This is a genomic window from Pseudoprevotella muciniphila, assembly GCF_003265305.2.
In the GTDB taxonomy this organism is placed as follows: domain Bacteria; phylum Bacteroidota; class Bacteroidia; order Bacteroidales; family Bacteroidaceae; genus Alloprevotella; species Alloprevotella muciniphila.
Map to the genome: position 1 here is coordinate 2756675 of NZ_CP033459.1, position 26986 is coordinate 2783660.

Here is a 26986-nt window from a genome sequence, read left to right on the forward strand (position 1 = left end):
AAGAGTTTGATATGCAAACGCTCGAACAGATAATTAAAAATCGCATCCTTATCCTTGATGGTGCAATGGGTACGATGATACAGAAATTTTCTCTTTCTGAGGAAGATTTCCGTGGTGAGCGGTTTGCTGATTTACCTGGACAACAGAAAGGCAATAACGATTTACTTGTTCTGACACGCCCTGATGTTATCTCTGAAATCCACCGACGTTATCTAAGAGCCGGAGCCGATATTATAGAAACCAACTCTTTCAATTCTCAAAGAGTTTCTATGTCTGATTACCATTGCGAGCACCTGTGTCGTGAACTTAATTTGGCTGCAGCAAAGTTGGCAAAACAATGTGCCGAAGATTTTTCCACAGAAGAAAAGCCACGCTTTGTAGCCGGCTCCGTAGGTCCGACCAACCGAATGCTTTCGATGAGTCCCGACGTAGAAGACCCCGCTCTCCGCAGCATTACTTTCGATGAGATGGAAGCGGCATTTGAAGAGCAAATACAGGCTTTGATTGATGGAGGCGTGGATGCTGTTCTCATTGAAACCATATTCGACACGCTCAATACAAAAGCGGCATTATATGCTGCCGAGGAAGTGATGAAAAGAACGCGGCGCGTACCGGTAATGTTGTCTGTAACGATTGCAGACAAGGCAGGACGTACCCTTAGCGGACAGAATATTCAGGCATTCCTTGCTTCTGTGGCGCGACCTGAAATTTTTTCCGTAGGACTGAATTGTTCATTTGGTGCAAGGGACATGAAACCCTTCCTGATGGAGTTGGCAAACGATGCGCCGTACTACGTGAGTTGCTATCCGAATGCAGGTCTTCCAAATAGTCTTGGGCAATATGACCAGAAGCCGGAGGATATGGCAGAACAGGTTAGCGAATTTGTAGAAGAACAACTCGTTAACATTATCGGTGGGTGCTGTGGAACAACAGATGCATTTATAGCACAATATCCCAAACTTGTCGAAGGCAAGGCGCCCAGAGTACCAAAGTCGCGGCCTGTCAATATGCAACTTGCAGGTCTTGATAGGTATGAACTGCGTCCAAACAGCAATTTTGCCAATGTGGGAGAGCGGTGCAATGTTGCAGGATCGAGAAAATTCCTGCGCCTTATCAATGAGAAAAAGTATGACGAGGCGGTGCAGATAGCCATGAAGCAAGTAGAGGATGGCGCGCAGGTCATAGACATCAATATGGACGATGGCTTGTTGGATGCAGAAAAGGAAATGACACATTTTCTCAATTTGCTCGCTGCTGAACCAACTGTGGCAAGAATTCCGTTTATGATAGATTCTTCCAAATGGAATGTCATACGTGCTGCTTTGAAGTGTGTTCAGGGAAAATGTATCGTCAATTCCATCTCTCTGAAAGAAGGTGAGGAAAAGTTTGTGGAGAAAGCATCTGAGATTCTGCGCTATGGTGCGGCTACTGTTGTCATGGCATTTGATGAACAAGGGCAAGCCACAACTTACGAGCGAAGAATAGAAATCTGCAGCAGGGCATACAAAATACTTACGGAGAAACTGCATTTCCCACCGCAGGACATCATCTTCGATCCAAACGTCTTATCGGTCTGTTCAGGCATACCCGAGCACGACAGATATGCTCTCGACTTCATAAACGCCACGAAATGGATTCGCAACAATTTGCCTCATGTGCATATTAGTGGTGGTGTGAGCAACCTCTCGTTCTCTTTCAGAGGAAATAACTACATACGCGAAGCAATGCATGCAGTTTTCCTATATCATGCCATCAATGCAGGAATGGACATGGGTATAGTTAATCCGGCTACCAGTGTGCTCTATTCAGACATACCTGCAGAACGGCTGAAAATCATAGAAGATGCTCTCTTGTGCAGAACCTCTGATGCGGCTGAAAAATTGCTGAATCTCGCACAAGAAACGCTCTCCGAAAAACTGCAATCAAAAGCAGACGACAAAGCGGACAATTATGCCGCCATGACACCTCAACAACGTCTTGCCGACGACTTAAGAAAAGGTGTTGAGACGCACCTCGAAGAAAATATCAATATACTTCTGGGAGAGTATCCCCATGCAATCAATATCATCGAAGGACCGCTGATGGATGGCATGAATAAAGTTGGTGAACTCTTCGGTGCAGGGAAGATGTTTCTTCCGCAAGTCATAAAGACGGCGAGAACGATGAAAAAGGCAGTGGAAATACTAAAGCCACACATAGAGGCGGAAAAGGAAGAGGGAGCAAGTTCAAATGGAAAGGTGCTCATAGCCACAGTGAAAGGTGATGTACACGATATAGGAAAAAACATCGTCTCGGTGGTGCTCGGTTGCAACAATTATGAAATAATCGATCTCGGAGTGATGACGCCGGCTGAAACTATAGTGGAGGCAGTGCTGAATAACCATGTCGATCTCATAGGTCTGAGTGGACTTATCACACCTTCGCTCGATGAAATGGTTAACACCGTAAGAGCACTGAAAGAAGCAAATATCTCAATACCCGTAGCAGTGGGAGGCGCAACAACAAGCGAGATGCATACGGCACTGAAAATAGCAACGGAGTATGACGGACCTGTGCTTTGGGTGAAGGATGCCAGTCAGATGGCTATTGTTGCTGCAAAACTTATGCAAGAGCAAAGTCGTGATAAACTTGTTTCAGAAATCTGTCAGCGGTATGAAACACTTCGGCGAGAATACGAAACAAGTCAGACAGAAACGACATCCCTCGAACAGGCAAGAAGAGGGAAACTGAATCTGTTTGAATAATTAAAGAGTTGATTTTAAGGATGTCAGAATGAAAAGATTTATTTATATCATTTTTTTCTTTTTGTTTGCTATTGTGAGCACTTCCCAGACGCTTGGCATAGCCGATGGTGCCATGACTACTGATGGAGAAGCCGTGAAAAGAAGTGGTATGACGTTCTCAAAAGAAATTTTGGCACAAACTGCAGATACAATAGTGATGGGTCTTGACACGCTGGAAAAGTATAATCAGCGTTTAGTCAGAATAAAAATTGACGATAATATGCCGCTTTCAGAACTCGACACCCTTGTTTCTTTGCTCAATAAAAGACAGTTCACTGTCATTATGGCACTTCAAGATACCATAGATGCCCTCGTGCAATTGAAACAATTCGCCGACAGAGTAAACGGGCTGTCAGGTGTGGACTATAAAGATGCAGGATGTGTCGCTATGTGGCAAATACCATTAAAAGCACCATCTGCTGCAGAAACCGTCAATCAAGTCAAGCATTTCAGGAATGAACCTTTGGTAGCATTGGTTGTGGATGTTAAGGGCATGGAGAAATTAGAATGGGAAGTCATGAAAATCAATCCTGATGCAGTCGTATTAGATATTGACCCTCTGAAGGAAGGCTGGATAACTTTTGAGAACGAACGAAAAGCCCTGCCCAGTGTGTTTCTGAAATTAACTGCAATGATTGACAATGCATCAAGAGTCGCTGCAGATAATGGCATACCAGTACTCATCAATATCGAAGGCTTCCCGCGCGACAATGGATTCAGAAAACCGGACAGCGATTACAATTCGCGTCTTGGGCTATGGAATTACATAAAGAGCAAATTGGATGAAGTACCGCAACTGTGGGGAGTAACGATAGGGCAATGGATGGGAAAAGGAAACTTTACAGAAGCCACGACATCTAATGCCATCTACGCATCAGACTGCTCTCTGCTTGAACAAATGGCGCAGTAATTCCAAAGCGCCTAATTTGCAGACATTTCATTATGCTGCGATATTGATAGGAAAATTGCAATTTTTTCACTACTTTTGCGTTATAGAAAAAGAAATAAAAGCAACGAAAAATGAAACGGCAGAGACTTTGAGTTATCTTGCCGTGACATCAATAATATAAAAATCTTATGACAAGAACATACTTAAGGGCATTAGCACTGTTTGTTTTCGCCATGATGTTGGGTAACAACACGTTACAGGCACAATCCTCTATGACCGACACCCAGGTGATGGAGTTTATCGTAAGTGAAAACCAGAGGGGGGCTTCCAGAAGTGAAATAGTTACCAAACTCATGGAGCGTGGCGTTTCCATTGAAACAATCAGGCGTGTACGAAATAAGTATGAAAAGCAGCAAAGTAAGGCTCTGCCAGGAGCCAAGAACATCACAACGCAAAATAACAGCCGCCTCAGAAAACCTAACGGAGAAAAGAAAGAAGAACCTAAAAAACAGCCCCCATACAAAACCAGAAATACACAATATAGGGACGCAGAAGAAGAAAGGGACGACTATTATTCTGAACTCGAACGATTTGTGCCCGACACCATCGACTACTATATGCAGGACGATGAACAAGAAGAGAAAAAAGGGGAAAAGAAAATCTTTGGACGTAATATCTTCAACCGAAAGAATCTGTCTTTCGAGCCTAATATGAATATCGCAACGCCTGCCGACTACAGGCTCGGTCCCGGCGATGCAGTCTATGTAGATATTTACGGAGCATCTCAAAAAACCTTCGAAAGCACAGTGTCACCCGATGGATACATCAACCTCGAAGGCTATGGACCTATCTCGGTCAATGGACTTACAGTCAGCCAAGCCACAGCCAGATTGAAGAACACACTGGGGAGGCGTTATCAAAGTAGCCAGTTAAGAGTGTCCGTAGGGCAGACGAAAACCATCTCTGTGAATGTTTTTGGTGAAGTGAAATCCCCGGGAACATATACACTTTCGGCCTTTGCCACAGTGTTCCATGCGCTTTATTTGGCAGGTGGTACAACAGAAATAGGTTCTCTCCGCAGTATCAAAGTTTATCGACACAATAACTTGATTTCCACAGTTGACGTTTATGATTACATCCTCAACGGCAAACTCACGGGTAATGTGAAATTGCAGTCGGGTGATGTCATCACAGTACAAACCTACGACTGTCTCGTGCAAATCGCAGGAAAAGTGAAGCGCCCAATGTGGTATGAAATGAAGTCTGGCGAAAGTGTAGCCACACTCCTCAAATATGCCGGAGGATTCTCTGGTGAAGCATACGAAGACAATGTCAGTGTCATACGCAAGAAGGGGGGCATGTATTCTGTTTACAGTGTCGATAAGTATTCAAGAAGTGCCTTCCGTGTGGCAGACGGCGACTCTGTGTATGTTGACAGTACACTGAACAGATATTCCAATATGGTGGAAATCAAGGGCGAGGTGAACCGCCCGGGATACTATCAGATGGATGGAAGTATCGCTACCGTGAGCCAACTCATTGAAAAGGCAGGAGGATTGACGGACTATGCCTTAAAGCAGAGAGGACTGATGCATCGAAGAAAGGCAGACCGCTCGCTCGAGGCCAAGAGTTTCGATGTGGAGGCTTTGATGAATCACGAGGTGGAGGATATCATTTTGAAGAATGAAGACGTAATCTTCATTCCGTCATTGAAGGATATGCAGGAGGAGAGAACGGTAAGAATAGAGGGCGAGGTGGTTTATCCCGGTGTTTACGACTATATTGAAAATACATCTCTCGAAGACTTTGTGCTTCAGGCAGGAGGCCTCAAGGATGCGGCTTCAACTGTTAAAATTGATGTTTCGCGTCGTATAAGAAATCATTCGGCAAAAAAGGCAGACAATCAGATAGCACAGTGGTTCAGTTTTGAACTGAAAGATGGTTTTGTGGTGGATGGAACGGCAGGTTTTATTCTTCAGCCTTTCGACGAAGTGTATGTCAGAAGAAGCCCGGGCTACATAGAGCAGGAGCATGTGTCTGTGGATGGTGAAATAGCATTTGCCGGTGTTTACACCCTGACAAAGAAAACACAGCGGCTCAGCGACCTTATAGAAGTTGCAGGTGGACTGACAAGCGAGGGATATGCACATGGAGCACGTCTTGAAAGAGTAATGACATACTCCGAGCGGTTGAATTACCAGAACCTGATGAACCTTATCATAACTGACTCTCTTGACCTTGCGAGACTGCAATTAGGAGACACACGTCCGGTTGGTATAAGTCTCGACAAGGCGCTGGAAAATCCGGGAAGTGAGTATGACCTCGTATTGCGAAATGGAGACAGACTCATCATACCGCAATACTCCAACACAGTGAGCATTAACGGACAGGTGCTTTATCCGAACACTGTGAATTATAAAAGTGGTGCAACGCTCAGTTATTACATCAATCAAGCCGGTGGTTTCAATAACTACGCTAAGAAGTCGAAAGTGTTTGCCGTTAACATGAACGGCACTGTAACAAGAATAAGAAGTTCGCGCGACATTGAACCAGGAACACAAATCTTTGTTCCGTCGAAAGCAAACAAAAAGGGACTCTCTGTGAGCGAATTCATTGGACTTGGAACAATGGGAGCAAGCGTGGCGGCGATAATAGCCTCAATACTAAAATAATTCTATTGGAATGGAACAAAACGAAATAAAAACAGATCAGCAAAATTCTTCTGTTCAAGACGTTGAGGCAGGAAAAGAGCAAATGAGTAAGCCAACTGAAAATGCAACAGGGAAGGAGAAAAAGTCTGTGCTGACAGGAAAAATAAACCTTGGACTGATTTTTTCTACAATATGGCGAAATCGCTATAAATATATCATTCCTTTCGTTGTGGTAGGTGTATTGTCGTGCCTTTTGGTGGTTACAATGCCAAAGGTGTACAAAGTAACCGTGATGCTTGCGCCAGAATACAACAGTTCCGAATCTTCAAGCCTCGGAGGATTGGGGAGTCTGGCTTCAATGGCAGGTATAAACCTTTCAAGTCTCAATTCGCAAGATGCTATCACACCGAGTTTCTATCCCGATTTGATGAATTCCATGGAGTTTGTTTCAGGGCTTTTCGACGTGAAAGTTACAACGCAGGATGGCAGTTTTACCGGAGCACTGTCTAAATATTTTACAACAAAGCAGAAGGCGTCGTGGATAGATCAGCAGTTGGGAAAACTAAAGCGCGATGACAATATCTCTGATGTGCGAAACAAAGTGCGTACGTCTAACGGGAGCGACAAAATCAATCCATTTGCGTTAAGCAAGAAAGAATACGAATTGGCGCAAGCCATTATGGGCAGCATAACCTGCACCGTAGATAAGAAAACAGATGTCATCACCATCACCACTCAAACACAAGACCCGCTCGTAACAGCGCTCTTGGCTGATACAATAAAAGAGCGCCTGCAAGTCTTTATTACGCAATATCGAACGAGCAAGGCGAGAAACGACTTAAAAAATGCGCAAAACCTTTGTGAACGGGCGCATCAAGACTACATCAAGAAGCAGAAGGAATATGCCACGTTCGTAGATGCAAACCAAGACCTCGTGCTCGAAAGTTTTAAAGCAAAAGAAGAAAACTTGGAGAACGAAATGCAAATAGCCTATACCACCTATAGCGGATTAAAGCAGCAGGTACAACTTCATAAAGCAAAAGTTGAGGCCAGAACTCCTGCTTTCACAACCCTCCAAAATGCTTCTGTACCAACTAAATCAGCAGGACCGAAGCGTTCCATCATTATCGTAGTAGCAGAACTCATCACATTCCTCATCACAACCATCTTTGTCCTGATTTTCGACAAGAATGTGAAACTTTAGAGGATGGCAATAAATCAATCTTTGGCTTGTTTTATCGCTTCCTTGAATTGTTCGTTATGTTTGAATAGTAACCCATCTCTATAGTTGATGCGGTTATTAAGCATACACATATTCCAAATGTCTTTCGTTGCCGAAAGAATATGTTCTATACTTACATCCGTAGGTATCTCATTATTTTTATTGAGATAATTACAGAGGTACTGCTCTGATGGATTGCCAATTCCCAAAAGTTCACAAATAAGCCATGAGATAGACTCCGCTTCAAATTCTTTGGCAGCATGGGGGAGAATTCTTACTTTCCATGGCTTCCATCCACGAGGATAGAGAAGGTGTTGGCAGTAAAGGTGTCCTAATTCGTGGCAAATGCTTCCAAACGTTTCACCCCTCTTTGCCTTTGAGTTTACACTAAGTAGGTATTCGGCTTGCCATTCAATACAACAATCTCTGCCATAAGGAATACGAATGACATGTGAATTCGTTTGGAGCAATTCAATTTTTGCAGCAAAACTTGCGCCAGCAACAAACGATTCTATAGCTATGCCATGAAAGCAAAGTTGATCCATCAAATGTAGCAACTGCTGTCCTGATACATCATGCTTTGTTTTGTAAGGTGCAGCCAATTCTTCTAATATATCCTCGTCAGTTTTCCAAAACAGAGTGGATTTCAACGGATAGGTATCGTTTATCTCAAAAAGGAAATCTACAGGACCGAATGGAACCAACACTATAACAGGTCTTGCATTCGGTTTTATACCACGATCGTACTTTCTACGCCATTCTTTTTCCGAAAGAACATACTTAGCTCCTGGCCTTTGAGTCTCAACCAACATAGCATTATATGGTGCAAGATGACGGAAACGGATACAAGCGTCCATCACTGCCTTAAAGTTTATGCTCTGGCGGTATTCCTTTACATTCCGCCAGAGTGCATCAAGGTTACTCTCAGTTATGTTGTAATTCGGCTGCATATTATCCACAGATTATATCATTCCCCTTACTCTTTTAATCATAAGTTTCTATTATATGAAACACAAATCATTTATTGTCCCTACAGAACGATCAAAGCCGTTTTGGACAACGATAGAGTGCTATATTGTTTTTTTGTTAAGGTCATATAAGTCTAAATGTAGCTTAGAGTTTTTTCAGTGTGTCAAGCAAGTCGTCTTTGAATTGTCGGACGATAGCTTTTCTTTCCTCTGTTGTAGGATATGCGCCGTATGCAAAATTCTTATTCAAGATGCCATCAACGAAGTAATGATCTTCAAAGAATGTAACATAGAATTTCTTCTTAAAATTCAGTTGATTATGCTTTGGATGCATAGGATTTATTATCTCGCATACATACCACATTGATTTTGAATTCTTGACATATTCAAGAAGTTGAGGGTCAGTTGTTTTTCTTTGAACGTTATTGACTTGTAAACCCTCTTTATAGTCTTGTGTCTTTGAAAGGTAATTGCTTCTTATAGACTGAGTGAAGTGGAAGACTTCGTTAACAGCCTTTATGGCTTTTTCAAATTTTTCAACTAATGGGAAATACACAAATTCCAACACATTCCATACCTCTTCCTCGCTGAATCGTGTTTGGGATTGTTCTGTTGCAAAGTCTTGCTTCTTTTGACGCTCCAATATCTTCAGTTCTTTTATGAAGTCTTCATCTTCTTCGATACTTTGACCTTTTGCGGCACGGATGCAGGTGTTCAGAGATCTTTCCATACACATTTCTATGTAGCTCACGAATGGACGAATCTGTTCTATAGTGGCTTGTGCGCCTTCTGATGGTGCAGTACCTACAAATCCATCACAGGTACTCAGCGCATTCAAATAGTTTTCCTTGTCACTGCTTTTAACAACAATCATGGGATAATCGTGCTTGGCAAGGATATAATTTACCAACAGACGTGCTATGCGACCATTGCCATCCTCAAAGGGGTGGATGCGGATATAGCGGTAGTGGAATAGGGCACACATCTCAGCGAGTGTGTATTTTCCTGACTCTTCCGCCTCCCTATACCAATTAATCAAGTCTGTCATCAGTGAGGGAGTTTCTTCTGGCGAGGCATATTCAAATCGTTCGCCAGTTTGGGTAATGACACTGTTTGGCCGCGTTTTATAAACACCTGCATGTACGGTGTAAGAAAATGATTGTCCACCAGGAAGATTCTTATACACCTTATAGTCTTCACGAAGAATTGTCTTATGAAGTTGGCGGATAAAGGTCTCTGTTAATGGGTATTCAGAAGATGCTTGTTTTTCCATCATCTTCAGTCCCACATTGCTTGCCTTCATGTCTTCCAAGTCTTTCATGTTGGCAGCATCAACCACCTTTCCAAAGAGAAGAAGCAGCTCTGTTTGTCCGTATGTCAGCGTGTTGCCCTCCAAATGATTGCTGTTGTAATTGAACTCCAGCATAAATTTCTGGTGGAGGCGGTTTGCGTCTTCTTCGCGAATCGGTTGCAGTGACTTCCACTCGTTGTATAATGCTTCTATCTTTGTCATATCTTGTATGTTTTTAATTCAATTTTCAATTTTTCTTTCTTCGCAAGGAGATAGTTTTAACTCCTACTCACCAGCCTTGCCAAGTTTTTATTCTTGAGAAATAGCAAGTGCCATTATTTGTTCTATTTTTTCTTCAGTGCTGAGCGACTCTTTTATCCAATGAATCTTTACACCCCGTCGTTCCATACCTCGGAACCATGTCATCTGACGCTTCGCAAATTGGTGAATGGCTATTTCCAATTGTCTGAACATCTCATCATGGCTCAACTGACCAATGACATGAAGTGTAAGGTATTTGTATTCTAAACCATAGTAAATTAAGTCTTCTGCAGCGATACCGCTGTCGAGCAGCCTGCGAATTTCATCAAGCATGCCTTCCTCCAGCCGTTGCTTCAGACGGCGGCTGATGCGCTCACGGCGAACGTCGCGATCAACGTCGATACCTATGTTAAGACTGTTGAGTTGAGGGAAACTTCGTAGGTCGAGAGGCTCTCTCAGATAGTGCTCTTCAATCTCTATGGCGCGTATGGCACGTTGAGGACTGTCTATGTCTGTTGTGTTGTGGAGTGTCTTATATCTTTTGAGAATTTCTGTAAGTTCTTCAATACTCTTGTCAGCCAGTTCTTCACGCAGGGTAGGGTTAGGAGGAACCGGAGAAAGGCGATAACTCCTTATGACACTTTCTAAGTAAAGACCGGAGCCCCCGCAAAGTAGCACAGGTTTGTTGCGCGACTTAATGTCATTGTATGCAGAGAGGAAATCGCGTTGATATTCATACACGCTGTACTTGTAGCCGGGATTGACAATGTCGATGAGGTGATAAGGAATGGCTTTGCCATCTACCACATAGTCTGACAAATCCTTTCCAGTGCCTATGTCCATGCCGCGATAAACCTGTCTGCTGTCGCCGCTGATAATTTCTGCACCCGTCTTATGTGCAAGACGACAAGCAAGTGTTGTCTTGCCTGAAGCCGTAGGACCGAGTATGGTTGTAAAATCGTATTGACTTGCCATGAGAAACACATTGACAACGCAAATTTACTTCACAAAGACGTTTTACACATCGTTTATACAAAAAAAATGTGAAAATCCGCCCTATTTGTCTTCTATCCGTTAATTTTGCGCGAAATATAAGTGGTATAGAAATGAAAAAGTTTTTTCTGTTTTTTCTGCTCGCATTGTTAACGGTGTCCATGGGGGCGCAACGTGCCAAAGTGGCGCTTGTCCTTGGAGGAGGTGGTGCAAAAGGGGCTGCAGAAGTTGGAGTGATAAAAGTTCTTGAAAAAGAGGGAATACCTGTAGATATGGTCGTAGGCACCAGCATAGGCTCTATCTGTGGCGCATTGTATGCAGTTGGATATACAGGTGAACAGATGGACTCGCTTTTCAGGTGTCAGGATTGGGGCTACCTTTTTAGCGATCGTGAAGATAAAGACGACCATTCCATCATTTCCTTTAAGAACAATGTGCCTCATGTCTTTGGGCGTCCGCTATGGAAAAACAAGAATACCAACAAAGACAAGTCGAAGGCACTTGACGATATGTCCGGTTTCGGATTTGTAAAAGGAAGGAATATTATGACGTTCTTCGAACAGGTCATACCGAATCCGGATAGTGTGGCTTCATTCGACAGCTTGCAACGCCCATTCCGAGCCGTGGCATACGATGTCCGGAGCAAGCAGGAAGTCCACATCGACCATGGATCTATACCGCTTGCCATGCGTGCCAGTATGAGCATACCGTTGTTCTTTACCCCAGTGGAAATAGACGGAATGAAACTCATTGATGGTGGTATAGTAAACAATTTGCCCGTGGATGTGGCACGAGATATGGGGGCGGACTTCGTTATTGCCATAGACTTAAGTGTGAAAGGTGCAGACCTCAAGCGCGAAGAATCTTTTTGGGACAAGGTGCGTCTGAAGTTTGATATTTCCGACCGACCGAAGTACGAACAAAATCGCCCCAATGCAGACTTATATCTCAATCCGCCGTTAGAAGGTTATAGTGTGGAGAGTTTTTCAAAAAAACAAATAGCGGAAATGATAGAGATAGGGGAACAATATGCAAGAAAAAATCTCAAGCAAATCAAGAAATTTGCAAAACAAGTGCGCAAGGCCAAAAAATAGAGCAGTTGACAGTTGACAAAAAGGTAACCACGAATTCGTGGTTTCTTCACAAAATGTCAAAAAAAATTGTTTGTTTTGAAAAGTAACTGTAACTTTGCAAGTCAAATAACTAAAAACAGATAATAAGTAAAAAAACAAACTAAACATAACTTATAGACGGAAGAGATGAGCCACAGGACTTTCTACGCAGCCACTCAGACCGCGCCCAAAGCCATGCGACCCCAAAAGATATCAGCGCAGACGCCTCCGCAAATCATGCGGAGAGATGACTTCTTTGTCGTGTCTCCAGGCATTAAGCCAGAGCCTGCAATGAATTTCTCTTTCTCTCTCTCTCTCTCTCTCTCTCTCTCTCTCTACGAAATGTGAATATAAAGGCTATTTCGGCTCGACAAATTATAAATTAAATACAAGCGATAACTCGCCGGTTTTCGTGTGTATCAGCACGAGGGAACTTGGTAATTTTTTGTGCCGTATAGCATCCGATCACTCATAGCAATCCGAATAATCAAAAAATATAAAAACAAAATAAATAAAAACATTATGAAAAAAATCCTTACTCTTTTATTGCTTTCGGCATTGTTCGTTGTGCCGAAGAGTATGCAGGCTGTAAAATGGGAAGTGTCCGACGGCACTATACAACGCATTAACCCAGTTACTAAAAATCCCAATGACCTTGTAGTTGTCCCACAAGGAACAAAATTTTTCTATGTTTATGGGTATTATCTCTCTAATAGTTCAACTGCTTTTTTTACCATAACTTGGAGAGGATCTTCTTACTGTAATTTCCCCTGCAATACACTTCGAGGCAGAATTATAAGGGCACTCGGATATCCTTCTATTGAAACGATGGGAATTCCTAAAATGCAATATTTAATAATAACTGAAGAAGAGGCATTGGCTGTCAAAAGTTTAGACTTGAGGGGTTCTACTTATGGAATGTCCCCCTGGAATGTACCTAATATTTCTTCTTTAGAAGGTCTTCATGTTTTTAAGAACTTAGAAGAGTTGTATCTGGATAATAATACCCTTCTTGAACGTTATGATGAAGTCGGTAGTGCTGGAAGATTTACTGATGCTTTCCGTACATGGCTAAACGAAGAAAAGGCAAAGAAGGCTACTGATCCTACATACTATGTGCCAGATATTCCTGAAAGTCAGATGGACGTACCTGCCTACCACTATACCTTAATTATGAGGTGTTTCCCAAAACTTAAGAAGTTATACTTAAGAGGGTGCAATACGACAGACTCTAATTGTGGTATTTTAGATTTCAGCAATAACACAACATTAAAAGAATTAGATATTACTTATTCTTTGTTTAGGCATGTGATATTAAATGGCACAAACCTTACAAAGTTGGATATGACAGATTGTCAAACGTTAGTATATTTAGATTGCAAGGATGCTAATCTCGATAATTTAGATTTAACAGGGTGTGCCAGATTGCTTTATCTGAATTGTAAGGAAAATAATTTAACAACACTTGACTTAAGCACATGTCGACATCTAAAACAACTTTATTGTAGCGACAATATGTTGGAGTCAATCACATTTAATGCGAATGCCGTTTTGAATGTGGTTGAGTGTCAACGCAACAATCTTTCATCGCTGACGATTCCTGGAACATTCTTTAATCGTAGAAACCCTGGAAATTTGGGTTGGCTCAATTACGATTATCCTGGAACCGTTTATTATGAATTTGATGGTGACGAAGGTGTAAGTTCACGTGCAAATTTATATTGCGGAGAAAACTATATTGATTGTTCTCAAAATGGTACGTTAGAAAGCCTTACTTTCGGTGCGCGGTACCTTGAGAAACTTTCTTGTTGGAACTGCAAACTTACCGAACTTGATGTCACAACCTGTGTAGATCTCAAGGAATTGCGTATGTCAAACAATAAAGTGAGTTCGCTTGACTTGTCAAACAACGTAAATCTTAAGTTAATTACAGCCAACAACAACCGTTTGTCCACGCTTGATTGCTCTGACCTGACCTATTTGCAAGAAGCCCAACTCTCGCGCAACAAGATGACATCACTTAATATGTCTGGATGCTCTCGTCTTAAAAAACTTCTTTGCAACGGACAGGGTGGCGATAATGTACGTCTGCTCGACACGCTCAATCTCACAGGCTGTACCGCTCTTACAACCCTCGAATGTGAGAACAATGCCTTGACATCCTTGGATCTGAGCACTTGCACAAGCCTTACGTCCAGTGGCGTGAAAGCCTATATACAGCGTGCCGTAAAGGACGTAAAAGTGTTCGACCGCAACAAAGTCTGCATCGAACTGCCCAACGGTGTAACACCCACCATTGCCAACAACAGCACGATTACCGACACTCACATGGACCAATATTTCGGCACATGGACCGGCAGCGGTTTTGACAAGACACGCAACAAAGTCATAAAGCGCGACGGCAAGACCTATCTGGTTCTCCACGACATAAGCGACGATGCCCGCGGCGGCGCACAGACCAAGGCGGATGTGGATTTCTACGGCAAACAAATGAAATACCAATACGCGCTCTTCGGCGATAACTGGGACGAAACACTCGGCGGTAGCCTTGCCAAAGGCAAGAAAGCGGACAACGTAACGGTAACGACTTACCCCTACGTGATGTACGTAAACCCGACAAGTGCCGACAATCATTCTGTTGGAGAAGGTAATGCACCTTTCTACTCCGGTACGATCTATCTGGACTACGATGCCATTGTTCCTGCCGGAACCACAGCCTACATCGCCAAGAGCATCCAGATACAGAAAGATAAAATCTACAGCACAGCAGAAGGTGGACAAACAAAAGTAACTGCAGACCAGTTGGAATTGATTCCACTTGTAGCAGGCGAGGGAGCAAGCGAGGTGGTCATTCCTGCCTTAACACCGGTATATATAAAGAGCAATACTGAAACAGGTCTCTTCTCGTTCGACCGTAACAACCACGGCGGCATAGCACAGCCACTCGGTAGAGCATCTGACGGCAGCCACCTCATTGACGACAACATCCTCAGAGGTACGCTTAAGGACTCTGTGCTTAGGGACTCTGCAGGCAATCCGGAAAAATACAGAGTGCTCGCTCTCGGTCGCGGACGTTTCATCGGCACAGGCGATGAAGGCTATACCTCAGAGTCTCGCATCGGCTTCTGGCCATCCAGCCGCACGTCAATCCCCGCACACCGTGTATTCATTCCAATGGAAACACTTCAAAACGCAGGTGTAAAACCCAACAACAGTTCAGGACTTCTCTTCTCGTTCGACGATGAACTGATTGAGACACTTTCTGAAAATAACAGTTTCGACTTCAACAAAGACGGAAATGTTGACGTAACGGATATCACTGCTATGATCAACAGCATCATCAACGGCAACACAACAGCCGCAAGAAGCAATAAACTCAACAACTCAGAAGACAACACAAACGAAGGCGTCTCCAACGAAATTAGCGTTACAGATGTTACTTCGCTGATAAACTATATAATAAACATGAACAAGGAGGTTAAATAATGAAAAAGAAAACTTATCAACGTCCGTCAATGCGTATCATTCCTATACTTCCGGGCGAACCATTGATGAATTTCAGTGTTGACACAGGCGACTTCTTCAGTCGTAAGAAAGAACTCGACACAGCAGATTGGCAAGAGGAAGATGAAACACCCAATCGCTTCGGCTATTGGGACTGACAACAGGAAAGTCCTTTCACAGGAAACGAGTATTTCTCATAAATGACAATTACTATATAAATATTTTTTAGAGTTATGTTTTTTTCCGGGAATTATTCAGAGGATTCCCGTCAGGAAGAACGGCGCTGTGAAGCGCTGTTCTTTTTTACTTGGTGTCCGGTAAAAGTTTTATGGACATAGTCATAAGCCATTCTGTTTGGGTGTTTTATGGGTGGTGTAATCTATGTGGGCTTACTCTTTGACTTTGTTGCGTCCGTTTTAGTGCTCTGAATTAGGCTGAAAGCCTTACTGCTCATAGCCCAAGGCAACGCCTTGGGTATATGGACGTATGAGTATTTGCGTCCTGAAAGGACAAAAGCCATATTATTAAATAAATGCTAATCTCGTTTCTGCTTTTGCACTTACAGTGCGCCATTGCCATTGACCTTATCCCCCAGGGCGTTGCCCTGGGCTATGGGCTTTACGGACTTTCAGCCCGTTTTAGCTTCCTAAGATATTGTGCAAGTATTTTGATGAAATTTTTCGTCAGAAAGTGCAACATTATTGAATTTGGCACATAAATTATCTTATCTGCCGTGTAGATGCCTGTCTGTGAACTTCCCATTTGGCTTGGGCACCCTATTGTATTTTTTCATAGTTGATGATTAAACGTCTTCAAACGGCATCTTCATTGAACATGTATTCTGTTTGATAATCCTGATTGCTTTTTACCAACGCATAAGCGATGTGGATTAGTTTGTTTTTGACATTGTTAATGGCTACACCGTACAGTTTTCCTTGATCTATCTTCCTTTGATAGTATCGTTGTATGGCATCATTGTGCTGGATGGCACTTCTGGCAGCCATAGAGAGCAGGCCTTTGAGTCTGCGATTGCTTAGGTGTCTCACATCCTGTCTTGAGTTGATAGTTGTGCCAGAGGTGTTGCGGAAAGAGGCGACCCCACAGTATGTGGCCATCTTGTTGGCTGTCGGGATGTTTTGAAAATTTCCTGAGAAAACCATCAGGGCGACAGTGACCACCAGTCCGAAGCCTTTGATGGATTTCACATGTTCATAATTTCTTTCTAGTTGTTCGTCTGAACGAATTACCTCCATCATGGCGTTTTCGCACTCAGCAATGCTGCGTTCTAGCCGCTTTATTTCGTTATTGGTGTCGCGGCAGATGAACTTGGCTGCTTTGCTGACGGCATCGCCTTGGCTTTTCATGGCTTTTTGGCGGTTCTTGACACCTTTTAGCTTATCCACAAGGTTCTGGCGATACATGAACAGGTCTTTCAGCGCGGCCAGTTCCTTGTTTGGTATTTTGAAAAAGTTGATTTTATCGGGATGTCTGCGAGCATAGTCGGCTATGGCCATAGAGTCCGCCTTGTCATTCTTGCCTCGACGAATGCCCAAACTCTGTTTGATTTGGAGTGCGCTCTCTCGCCAAACGTGCATCTCATTCTCAACCAACCAGTGGCACATCTGCTTGTCATATGCGCCCGTGGTCTCGCAGCAGAACAGCCATTGCCCAGTATTGGTGTCACGAAGAGCATGTTTCAGGTCGCGGACCATTGAGCGGTAGCCTTTCTTGCTGTTCGGGTACTGTGCCAGATACTTCGGTTGCTGCTGGAAATCCGACTCTACAAAACTCACGTCAATAGTTTCTTTAGAAACATCAATGCCGATAAAAATCTTTTTCATACCTTTGTCGTACTTGAATTTTACATTTGATTGACCGTAATTAGTTGGGAATTACCACCCTAAATAGGTTTCAAACCTAACTTCCTAATTGACTTTCAACTAATAAAATCCAGGGAGGCCAACAACTAAGAATAGGCTCAAAACCTAGCGGACACCATTGACTATCTCCCTGGCGGTCAATCGTTACCTTACTACGACAAAGGTAATGAAAGCCGTGCAGCGATGAATAGTTTGATTAAAAACTTTCATCGCTGCAAAGTTAGGGCGGACAACAATAATATTAAAGAAATCGCCTAAAGGCGAGAAATCCTGCAAATCTTTTCAAATCATACAAATATAATCGTATGAAAATCTTTGTTGTCCGGTAAAAAAACTGGAACAGAGAAAGAACGCCCCTAAAAAACAGGTGCGTCAAGAACTATAGGAAAATCCTATTCTGACGCACCTTAATGGTTATGATAATGTTGTTTCTTTATGAGTAAGACAAAGGTCTTTTGCTGCCCATTCGGGCTTCAACAACGTTGATGACGTAGTCGCCAAGTTTCTCGCATTCACTAATCACGTCCATGTACATCGTTCCAATGGCATAGTCGTACTCGTGGTTGTTGATGTCACTGATGTTCTGACTCTTCAGTTGGTTGCGGTAGTTGTTGATTTCATGCTCAATGTTGAAACTGCGGTTAACATCGAATTCACTCTTGCGACCCGAAAGCAATTCGTTCATCTGTTCAAGACTGGTCCGAACCAACAGGAACATTTGATGCATGCGCTGTTTCTGTTCGATGGTGAAGTGTTCGTTGCCGGCGAGTTTGCGGTTGATGGTGCGCGCAATGTTGAAGCAAGAGTCGCCAATACTTTCCAACTCGGAGATCTCGCGAAGCATGGCGCGAACCTTACCCTTCGTTTCTGGCGACAGGTGAGCCTCGCTGACTTGGTCGAGGTAGTGTGCAATCTCAATTTCCATGCGGTCGCTGATGTCTTCGTACTTTTGTATGCGAGTAAACATCTTCACAAAGTCTTCATTCTTCAGTGCCAACAAACTTTGGCAAAGACCAAACATCTTCTGCATGCGCTCACCGAAGTAGGTAATCTCTTTTTGGGCCTCAAGTAGCGAAAGTTCGGGCGTTTCCAAAATACCAGTACTGATGAACTGCAATTTGAAGTCGTCCTCGTCTTCTTTCTTTTTCTTCGGCTTGATAACGCGGCAAACAAACTTTTCTATCTGTGGAATGAACCAGATAAGAATGAATGTGTTTACCACGTTGAAAGTGGTGTGGAATGCCGCTAAGACTACGGTAAGCATCTCCTTGTTCGCCACGTTGTTCGGGTCGCATCCGACCATGCCGCATACCATGTTTACAAACGGGCGGAAAAGTATCAACACCCAGATGACACCGAATACGTTGAAGAACATGTGGGCCAATGCAGCACGACGCGCCTGTGTGTTGGCGGAGAGAGCAATGATGTTCGATGTGACAGTTGTTCCGATATTCTCACCCAAAACGAGAGCAATACCCTGATAGATGGGCAAGACACCACTCGAACAGAGTATCATCGTAATTGCCATCACTGCGGCAGACGACTGTACGCACATCGTCAGAACACTACCGATAAGAAGGAATATCAGTGTGGTCCAGAAACTTTGTGGATCAAACGTCTGGAAAAATGCAATCACACTCGGATTTTGCTCAAGGTGCATGTCGGCACCTGTGGCTTTAAGAGTGCCTAATCCCAAAAGCATAAATCCTAAACCAAAAATAAAGTCGCCCAAGACTCCCCGTTTCTTTGAGTAGATGAGAATGATGGCAAGGAAGAATCCGATGTATGCAAGCGTCTTGATGTCGAACAGCAAGCCGGCACTCATGATCCACGCTGTCAGTGTGGTGCCGATATTGGCGCCCATGATGACGCTGATGGCTTGTGCCAATGAGAGCAGACCTGCATTCACGAATGATACAGTCATTACCGTTGTAGCCGTTGAGGACTGAACGCTCGCTGTAACGAAAATACCTGTCAGCATGCCGGTAAAACGGTTTTTAGTCATTGTGCCGAGCACATGACGCAACTGGCTACCGGCCATCTTCTGAAGACTCTCGCTCATTTGCTTCATGCCGAACATGAGTAGTGCCAACGAACCGAGAAGCGTAAGAATGTTAATCCACATAAGTTGAAATTATTGTTTTATGCCCTGAATTATTTCAAAGAGACTTTTTGGCAAAATTAAATACACTATTTTGCCACTTTAAAAGTCGCTTCATTATTCAGTTGCAAATTTAATCCTAAAAAGAAGAATATTATATTTTCTTAACAATAATGTTAACAAATATTTTTAAATAAGTAAGTATCAACAGAATTATATGTCACGTTTGAAAAAAAACAACTATCTTTGCATTTCGATAAAATTTGAAACAAAAAAAGTAAAATAAAACAGACAACATGAACGTTTCGTTTGAAAAACCTACAAATGCGAGCGGTTTGCTCACAATAAGTTTAGAAAAGGCTGATTATCAGCCGGCAGTAGAAAAAGAACTTAAAAATTATAGAAAGAATGCTCAGGTGCCAGGTTTTCGCCCTGGAAATGCACCGATGTCAATCATACAAAAGAGGGTAGGACCCGCTATCAAGGCAGAACAGGTGCAACGTTTGGTTAACGATGAACTCTATAAGTATCTTAACGAGAATAAAGTGCCTATGCTCGGTCATCCGCTTTCAAGCGACAAACAGACACCGCAGGATATAGATGCACAGGACGATTTCGAATTTGTTTTCGACATTGCTTTGGCACCCGAATTTGAACTCAAACTCTCTGCTGACGACAAAATACCTTACTATGACATCAAAATAGGCGATGAAAAAGTGGAGGAGCAGGTACAGGCATTTGCACGTCGCGCTTCACGCCCGGAGAAGGCTGAAACCTACACCGATGGTGATATTCTGAGAGGCGCACTTGTGGAAATGGAAGGCGATAAACCAAAAGAAGGTGGAATAGACATTGAGTCGGCATCATTGATGCCTAAGTATATGAGCAACGAAGAGCAGAAAAAACTTTTCGATGGCGCAAAAGTAGGAGACGTCATAGTCATCAACCCCTCCGTGGCTTACGACAATAACAGTGCAGAACTCTCGTCGCTCCTCAAAATTGAAAAAGAAGATGTGGACAATCATAAGGGTGATTTTTCTTATCAAATCAGTGAAATCTCTCACATGGTCCCCGCTGAAATAAATCAGGAACTCTTTGACAGTATATATGGAGAAGGTGCCGTAAAGGATGAGAAAGAGTTCCGCGAACGTATAAAGAAAGAAATGGGAGAACAGATGGCTGCCGACTGCGACTATCGCTTCCTGCTCGACGTACGTAAGTATGCTTCTGACAAAGTAGGACAACTTGAGTTTGACAACGACTTGCTCCGCCGCATCATAAAGGATTCATCTAAAGAAGAAAAGGAAATAACAGACGAAGAACTGGCAAAGAGTGTAGATGCCTTGAAATGGCAACTCATGCGCGATCGCCTGCTCGTGGACTGTGGAGTAAAACTCGAAAACGAAGAACTGAAACAAACGGCAATGCAGGCTGCACGTTTCCAGTTTGCACAGTATGGCATGTCAGGAATACCTGATGAATACATCGAAAACTATGCAGAAACAATGCTAAAGGATGATAATCAAAGAACTGCATTGATTGATCGTGCCCTCGAAACTAAACTTTCAACTGCGTTGAAGAACGTTGTTACACTCAAGCGTAAGAAGGTTACTATAGAAGAATTTAACGACCTCTTCAAAAACGACTGACAATAAGTAAGATTTAGAGTTTGGCACTGAAAGGCATTTCTTGCTACTCGTTTTGGCACGAGAATTGTAAGAAGTATAAAATGTAGCCTTTCAATGCTAAACTCTTATTTTTGCAAAAACATAAATCTTTATAAACATGAATGAATTCAAAAAATTTGCAACACAACATCTCGGCATGAATTCCATGGTGCTCGATGATGTCATCAGCATGCAAAATCAGTATCTTAATCCATACATCTTGGAGGAGCGGCAACTCAATGTTACACAGATGGACGTGTTCTCGCGTCTGATGATGGACAGAATCATATTTCTGGGTACGCCAATCGATGATTATACAGCAAACACACTGCAGGCGCAGTTGCTGTTTCTTGACTCTTCAGAGCCGGGAAAGGATATAAGCATCTACATCAATAGCCCTGGAGGATCTGTCTATGCAGGTCTGGGTATTTACGATACCATGCAGTTCATTGGCAGCGAGGTGTCAACCATCTGCACAGGCATGGCGGCATCAATGGCGGCAGTGCTCCTCGTATCAGGAGCAGAGGGCAAACGTTCAGCATTGCCACACAGCAGGGTGATGATCCACCAACCCATGGGTGGTGCACAGGGACAGGCAAGCGACATAGAAATCACCGCTCGGGAAATACAGAAGTTGAAGAAGGAACTCTATACCATAATCGCAGATCATTCGCACACCGACTTCGACAAGGTCTGGGCAGATAGCGACCGCGACTACTGGATGACAGCACAGGAGGCAAAGGAATATGGTATGATTGACAGAGTGCTCGTCAAGAATGAGTAACACGACTCTATTATAGTAAGCAAAATGCCTAAACAAAAAAAACGTTGTTCTTTTTGCGGAAGAAGCGAAGGTGAAGTAGCGCTACTGCTGACAGGACTCGATGGATTTATTTGTAGTGATTGTGTGGACAATGCTCACTCAATCATCAACCAATATCTCTCCGAGAATAAATTGCAGTATTCCAATAAAATAGACAGGAAAGAACTACCTAAGCCAAAAGAAATAAAGGAATTCCTCGACCAATATGTAATAGGACAGGACGATGCAAAGATCACACTTTCTGTAGCAGTCTACAATCACTACAAAAGGCTCGCTCAGAGAGATGAAGGCATCATCTCAGACGACGACGTAGAAATAGAGAAATCGAACATCATTATGGTGGGATCTACGGGTACGGGAAAAACACTGCTCGCACGAACCATAGCAAAACTCATCGATGTGCCTTTTACTATTGTTGATGCTACCGTCTTTACCGAGGCAGGATATGTGGGAGAGGATGTCGAAAGCATACTCTCAAGACTCTTGCAGGTATGTGATTACGATGTGGCGCGTGCTGAGCGAGGCATTGTGTTCATTGATGAGATAGACAAACTCGCGCGCAAGCAGGATAACCCTTCTATCACACGCGATGTGGGTGGAGAAGGTGTTCAGCAGGGATTGCTCAAATTGCTTGAAGGAAGTGTGGTCAACGTGCCGCCAAAGGGAGGACGTAAGCACCCAGATCAGGATTATGCACACGTTGATACGCACAACATACTTTTCATCTGCGGTGGAGCATTCGACGGAATAGAGAAGAAAATAGCGCAGCGACTGAATACTCATGTGGTAGGCTACAATTCTGTTAGAAACACGATGAAGATAGACCCAAACAACCTCATGAAATATGTACAGCCGCAAGACCTGAAGCATTTCGGGCTAATTCCTGAAATCATCGGACGTCTGCCGGTGCTGACGTACCTCAAACCGCTCGATCGTGATGCATTGAAAAGCATACTTATTGAACCTAAAAATTCAATTATCAAGCAGTATGTCAGTCTGTTCAAAATGGACAACATCGACCTCACTTTCGATGATGATGCACTCGAATACATCGTGGATAAGGCTGTGGAATTCAAACTTGGAGCAAGAGGACTGCGTGGCATAGTCGAAAGAATTATGACGGATGCCATGTTCGAATTGCCATCCAAAAAGACGAAGAAATTCAAACTGACGAGAGAATATGCAGTAGAGCAGTTCGAAAAAAATATGGAATCTTTCCAGCCAGCGTAACAATAGAAAAGAATTATTATAAAAAATGTGGGAGAAAGCCGTAACAGGCCTTCTCCCACATTTTTGATGTCTGAACGGTGGATTTATAAAGCCACCTTGCGTGTTAAAGTGTTGCCTCCTCTTGTGGTAACTTTTGCTATAACGATGTTGCCGGCTGATTCGGGAACTTTCACGTAGTTTTTGCTTGACTTTTTTACACTGCGGCCCTGAAGGTCGATGACTTCAATGCTGACAACGTTGTCAGTTGTGCTGATAGTGCGTCCCTTAACCATTATTGAAGTACCCTCCGAGGCATTAGCGGTTGTAATACTTGTGGGAACTTCACCAAAGTAAACCTTTGCAGTCTGACCGGCAGATGTAGGTATGCTGATAACGTTATCACTCAATATGGTGGGCTCTGTTTTCTCGCCATCAATGAGGATGGTCATGTCAGTAGCCTTACCGATACCGGTGTAGCGTACATAAAGCGGTGTGCCCTGATTTGAGGTAATATCGAAATTTGTGGCTTTGCCTTTTTCCCAATCTATGCTGACAGTGAAGTCGCCAATAGCCTTCATACCCTTGATGCTACCTTTCTTCTTCCAAACCGCAGGCAGAGCGGGAAGGATGTGGATGGTGTCGGTGTGGCTCTGCATGAGGAGTTCAGCCATACCAGCCGTTGCACCGAAGTTGCCGTCAATCTGGAAAGGCGCATGTGAGTCGAACAGGTTGTAGTAGATGCCGCCGCGCGACTGGTCTGTGCCGTAGGACGTAGAGTGCTTCATGGCGTTCTTGATGATGGTGTGGGCATGGTCGCCATCGAGGGCGCGTGCCCAGAGGTTCATCTTCCAACCCATCGACCAGCCTGTTGAAGCATCACCGCGCAGTTTGAGAGAGTTGACTGCCGCTGTGAAGAGTGGCGTGCCTTGTTTCACCTGGCTGTACGGGTAGAGGCACATCAGGTGGGAGTGGTGGCGATGGTTTCTTTCACCAGAAGTGAATGTGGAGTATTTCCATTCTCTCAGAATTGGAGTGTTCGTGCTGATGCGGTCAGTGCCCCATGCGCCTGTATATGTTTCCGTAGCAAGACCCAAATCAAGTTTGTTGCGTTTTGCAATGAGGTCGTTCCAGTCTGTTTGAGTCATGAGCCTTTCACTGACGGCATTGAGAATTTCGGCAGCCTCTTTTGTGTTGTCAAAAAGTTCGCGCACGAGTTGCTGTGCGTGAGCCACACCATTCTGACTGCCTGGTCCATGCTCTGGCGACCATTCGTTAGGACATTCGTATGTGCCGTCGCTTGCCAAAACGAGGCGGTCAAGCCAGTATTGAGTGCATGACAGCATGGCTGGGAAAGCGCGTTTAAGGAAATCTTTGTCAAGTGTGTAGCGATAATGTTGCCATAGGTGTGTAACATACCATGCGTTGGCTATAACGTAGTTGGTCATGAATGTAGAACCACGTCCAAAGATGTTCTGCTCTGTGAATACTGTCCAACCTCGCGACTGGCCGCTTTGCTGTGCCTGACTCTTCCATACGGTATGGATAGAAGTGTCTGTCTCCTTTATGATTTCGTTGAGGAAAGGCAAGTGCATGTCGCTCATGTTGGTGGGCTCGCAGGGCCAGTAGTTCATTTCCACGTTGATGTTGGTATGGATATCGCTGTTCCAGGGCAGAGAGTTCTTGTTTGCCCAGATGCCCTGTAAGTTGTTAGGCAGGTCAACACCGCGGCTGGATGATATAGATAGGTAACGGCCGTATGCAAAGTAGAGTTGTTCGAGCATCAGGTCGGTGGCACTTGAAGAGCCGCCATATTTGTCAACAAGCGACTTCGTGTCCATTGTATTCTCACCGCCGATGTCCATTGTGCAGGCATTGAAATAATTCTGGAAGTCTGCCACGTGTTCGCTGCGTAGTTCGTCCCAGGATTTGGTAACTGCCGCATCAATCCTTCCCTTTACAGTGCTCCATAGTTTGCTGGTGTTGCTGACGTAGGTCGATGAGTTGATGTCGAAGTCAGTGCCACCGGCTATGAATACGAGTACTTCTGTTGCATCGCGCACTTCAATACCATCGGATGTCGTAGTTAAAGTGCCATCGGTAGGTACTACGCGGAAACGTCCGTTGAAACTTACAACAGCCATCTTGCCACCGAAGTAGCCTTCACCATTTCTATATGTGGTATTTGAAGTAACACCACCTGGTTTAGAACTTACAAATGTGAATTTCCTGTTTATCTTACCACCATTTTCGGCTGTATATCTTGCCACGATGAGACGGGCAGGATTGGAAGCAATGTATTCGTGTTTGTAAGTGCCGCCATTCTGGCTGCTGTACTGAACACCCGCTACGGCTTCTTCAAGGTCAAGGTAGCGCACATAATCCTTGGCTGAATTTTTGGTGCTGTAGCCAATTTCTTCATCGTCGAGTGTTTCAGCATACACATCGCCAAGATACTGATAGGATGAACTTGAACCATAGTAGGAGTTGGAATTGCCACGCCATAGTGTCTTCTCGTTTACTACAATCTGATCTTTCTTCAGACCACCGAGAACACTGCCACCGAACTGACCGTCACCGATGGGCAGTGCATATTCCATCCATGGGTTATCCACCTTGCCTAATGTAGCGGGGAAGGTGTACCAAAGCGTCAGTTTGTGTTCGGGAGTGAAATTTGTTGCACCATCAATTTTGTAGTCGTTGTATGTAACATCTTCTGCCTTAACGAAGGTGAAATTGTTGTTTGTATCACCTGTATTCCAAATACCAATACTCTTGCCTGTGCCTGAACCACCCCAGACGTTGAGCGCCTGTGTGGTTTGGTCAGTTGGCTGAATCTGGAAACAGCCGACAACACTGCTTTCTATAAGCCGGAAACCGGTAGAAGATGCTGTTGCCTGCGTGCGAAGCGGCTTGTTGTTTACGCCGCCACCGCTCTCAGAAGAAGAGAGGCTTGCCCCGCCGAGATACATGTAATGTCCTGCCTGATTGACAATCTGGAAATTGTCCTGGTCGCCGACGAATTTCCAGAGTTGCTCGTCGCATTTGTCTTGAACACTCGTGCGGACAGGCTCTCCAAGGCCTGTGTCAGCCAGATAGTAGGCGCCCAGATTCGACTTGATGAAATAGTATTGTTCTGTTGTCTCGTCAGAGAATGTGGGAAGAACGGACTGTGCGGCTTCAAACTTCAACTGGTTGCCGTTGTCGCCTTTATTATAAAGGCCTACGCTCTTGCCTGTCCCGGCACCGCCCCACATGTTGAAACAGGTCGTGCCGCCTACTGCCTGAATTTCATAGTTGCCGTTGTTGCCGTCAACCAGTTTCAGGCTGATTGCCTGAGAAGCAGTGGAGGTAGTTGCCATATAACTGCCATTCTTGTAAATGTAATTACCGTTCTTCGACAACATGACGAAACTGTCTGCCGAACCGATAAGCGCCCAGCAGCCTTCGTTGCTAACAGACGCTGCCGTTTGGATGTTGTTGCCAGCACCCTTGTCGGCAATATAGTAGGTACCGCCGTTTGTGAAATACACTTTGTAATAGACGGGGTCGTTGGTAGTACTGAATGTAGGAGCCTGGGCAAACGTTGCAATAGCCCCGCACAGCATCAGAAGGAAGGTAAGTAATCTTTTCAT

17 protein-coding genes are annotated in these 26986 nt (G+C 44.0%); 10 read left to right on the forward strand and 7 right to left on the reverse strand.

Features of this window, described 5'->3' with window-relative positions:
- The first annotated feature begins 11 nt into the window (after positions 1–11).
- The 4 genes from metH (at position 12) to C7Y71_RS11210 (ending at position 7527) form a co-directional block, all read left to right on the forward strand.
- Positions 12–2744, forward strand: a complete 2733-nt coding sequence (gene metH, locus C7Y71_RS11195; RefSeq protein ID WP_111898783.1) for a methionine synthase — start codon at positions 12–14, stop codon at positions 2742–2744.
- A 28-nt stretch (positions 2745–2772) separates the two neighbouring features.
- Positions 2773–3693: a hypothetical protein gene (locus C7Y71_RS11200; protein WP_111898782.1), complete on the forward strand. Its 921-nt coding sequence runs from the start codon at positions 2773–2775 to the stop codon at positions 3691–3693.
- Between the two features lie 167 nt (positions 3694–3860).
- Positions 3861–6344: an SLBB domain-containing protein gene (locus C7Y71_RS11205; protein WP_226943473.1), complete on the forward strand. Its 2484-nt coding sequence runs from the start codon at positions 3861–3863 to the stop codon at positions 6342–6344.
- Positions 6345–6354: 10 nt separating this feature from the next.
- Positions 6355–7527: a GumC domain-containing protein gene (locus tag C7Y71_RS11210; protein ID WP_111898781.1), complete on the forward strand. Its 1173-nt coding sequence runs from the start codon at positions 6355–6357 to the stop codon at positions 7525–7527.
- Between the two features lie 14 nt (positions 7528–7541).
- Here the strand turns inward: C7Y71_RS11210 and C7Y71_RS11215 are convergent, their stop codons facing one another.
- From C7Y71_RS11215 to miaA, 3 genes are all read right to left on the reverse strand, one after another.
- Positions 7542–8495: a hypothetical protein gene (locus tag C7Y71_RS11215; RefSeq protein ID WP_111898780.1), complete on the reverse strand. Its 954-nt coding sequence runs from the start codon at positions 8493–8495 to the stop codon at positions 7542–7544.
- A 163-nt stretch (positions 8496–8658) separates the two neighbouring features.
- Positions 8659–10026 carry a Fic family protein gene (locus C7Y71_RS11220; protein WP_111898779.1) on the reverse strand — a complete coding sequence of 456 codons (1368 nt, stop codon included), beginning with the start codon at positions 10024–10026 and terminating at the stop codon, positions 8659–8661.
- Between the two features lie 87 nt (positions 10027–10113).
- Positions 10114–11040, reverse strand: coding sequence for a tRNA (adenosine(37)-N6)-dimethylallyltransferase MiaA (gene miaA / locus C7Y71_RS11225; RefSeq protein ID WP_111898778.1), 927 nt, complete (start codon positions 11038–11040; stop codon positions 10114–10116).
- Between the two features lie 131 nt (positions 11041–11171).
- On the opposite strand from miaA, the gene C7Y71_RS11230 reads away from it, so the two are divergent.
- The 3 genes from C7Y71_RS11230 to C7Y71_RS11915 all read left to right on the forward strand — a co-directional run bounded on the left by C7Y71_RS11230 (position 11172) and on the right by C7Y71_RS11915 (position 15832).
- Positions 11172–12152 carry a patatin-like phospholipase family protein gene (locus C7Y71_RS11230; RefSeq protein WP_111898777.1) on the forward strand — a complete coding sequence of 327 codons (981 nt, stop codon included), beginning with the start codon at positions 11172–11174 and terminating at the stop codon, positions 12150–12152.
- Positions 12153–13685: 1533 nt separating this feature from the next.
- The gene (locus C7Y71_RS11235) at positions 13686–15656 is read left to right on the forward strand and encodes a hypothetical protein (RefSeq protein WP_111898776.1); all 1971 of its coding nucleotides are present in this window, start codon (positions 13686–13688) and stop codon (positions 15654–15656) included.
- Positions 15656–15832, forward strand: coding sequence for a hypothetical protein (locus C7Y71_RS11915; RefSeq protein ID WP_193215918.1), 177 nt, complete (start codon positions 15656–15658; stop codon positions 15830–15832). Before C7Y71_RS11235 ends, C7Y71_RS11915 begins: the two co-directional genes overlap by 1 nt.
- Positions 15833–16053: 221 nt before the next feature.
- Here C7Y71_RS11915 and C7Y71_RS11920 read toward each other — a convergent pair whose 3' ends face one another.
- The 3 genes from C7Y71_RS11920 to C7Y71_RS11245 all read right to left on the reverse strand — a co-directional run bounded on the left by C7Y71_RS11920 (position 16054) and on the right by C7Y71_RS11245 (position 19679).
- The gene (locus C7Y71_RS11920; protein ID WP_193215919.1) at positions 16054–16194 is read right to left on the reverse strand and encodes a hypothetical protein; all 141 of its coding nucleotides are present in this window, start codon (positions 16192–16194) and stop codon (positions 16054–16056) included.
- Between the two features lie 292 nt (positions 16195–16486).
- On the reverse strand, positions 16487–17515 hold the full coding sequence (locus C7Y71_RS11240) for an IS110 family RNA-guided transposase (protein ID WP_151908873.1): 1029 nt from the start codon (positions 17513–17515) through the stop codon (positions 16487–16489).
- Between the two features lie 472 nt (positions 17516–17987).
- Positions 17988–19679, reverse strand: a complete 1692-nt coding sequence (locus C7Y71_RS11245) for a Na/Pi cotransporter family protein (RefSeq protein ID WP_111899055.1) — start codon at positions 19677–19679, stop codon at positions 17988–17990.
- Positions 19680–19951: 272 nt separating this feature from the next.
- Between C7Y71_RS11245 and tig the strand changes: the two genes are divergently transcribed.
- The 3 genes from tig (at position 19952) to clpX (ending at position 23375) form a co-directional block, all read left to right on the forward strand.
- Positions 19952–21304 carry a trigger factor gene (tig, locus tag C7Y71_RS11250; RefSeq protein ID WP_111899056.1) on the forward strand — a complete coding sequence of 451 codons (1353 nt, stop codon included), beginning with the start codon at positions 19952–19954 and terminating at the stop codon, positions 21302–21304.
- Positions 21305–21440: 136 nt separating this feature from the next.
- The gene (gene clpP / locus C7Y71_RS11255) at positions 21441–22106 is read left to right on the forward strand and encodes an ATP-dependent Clp endopeptidase proteolytic subunit ClpP (RefSeq protein WP_111899057.1); all 666 of its coding nucleotides are present in this window, start codon (positions 21441–21443) and stop codon (positions 22104–22106) included.
- 24 nt (positions 22107–22130) lie between these two features.
- On the forward strand, positions 22131–23375 hold the full coding sequence (gene clpX / locus C7Y71_RS11260) for an ATP-dependent Clp protease ATP-binding subunit ClpX (protein WP_111899058.1): 1245 nt from the start codon (positions 22131–22133) through the stop codon (positions 23373–23375).
- Between the two features lie 83 nt (positions 23376–23458).
- On the opposite strand, the gene C7Y71_RS11265 is transcribed toward clpX, so the two are convergent.
- Positions 23459–26986 carry a glycosyl hydrolase family 95 catalytic domain-containing protein gene (locus tag C7Y71_RS11265; protein WP_226943474.1) on the reverse strand — a complete coding sequence of 1176 codons (3528 nt, stop codon included), beginning with the start codon at positions 26984–26986 and terminating at the stop codon, positions 23459–23461.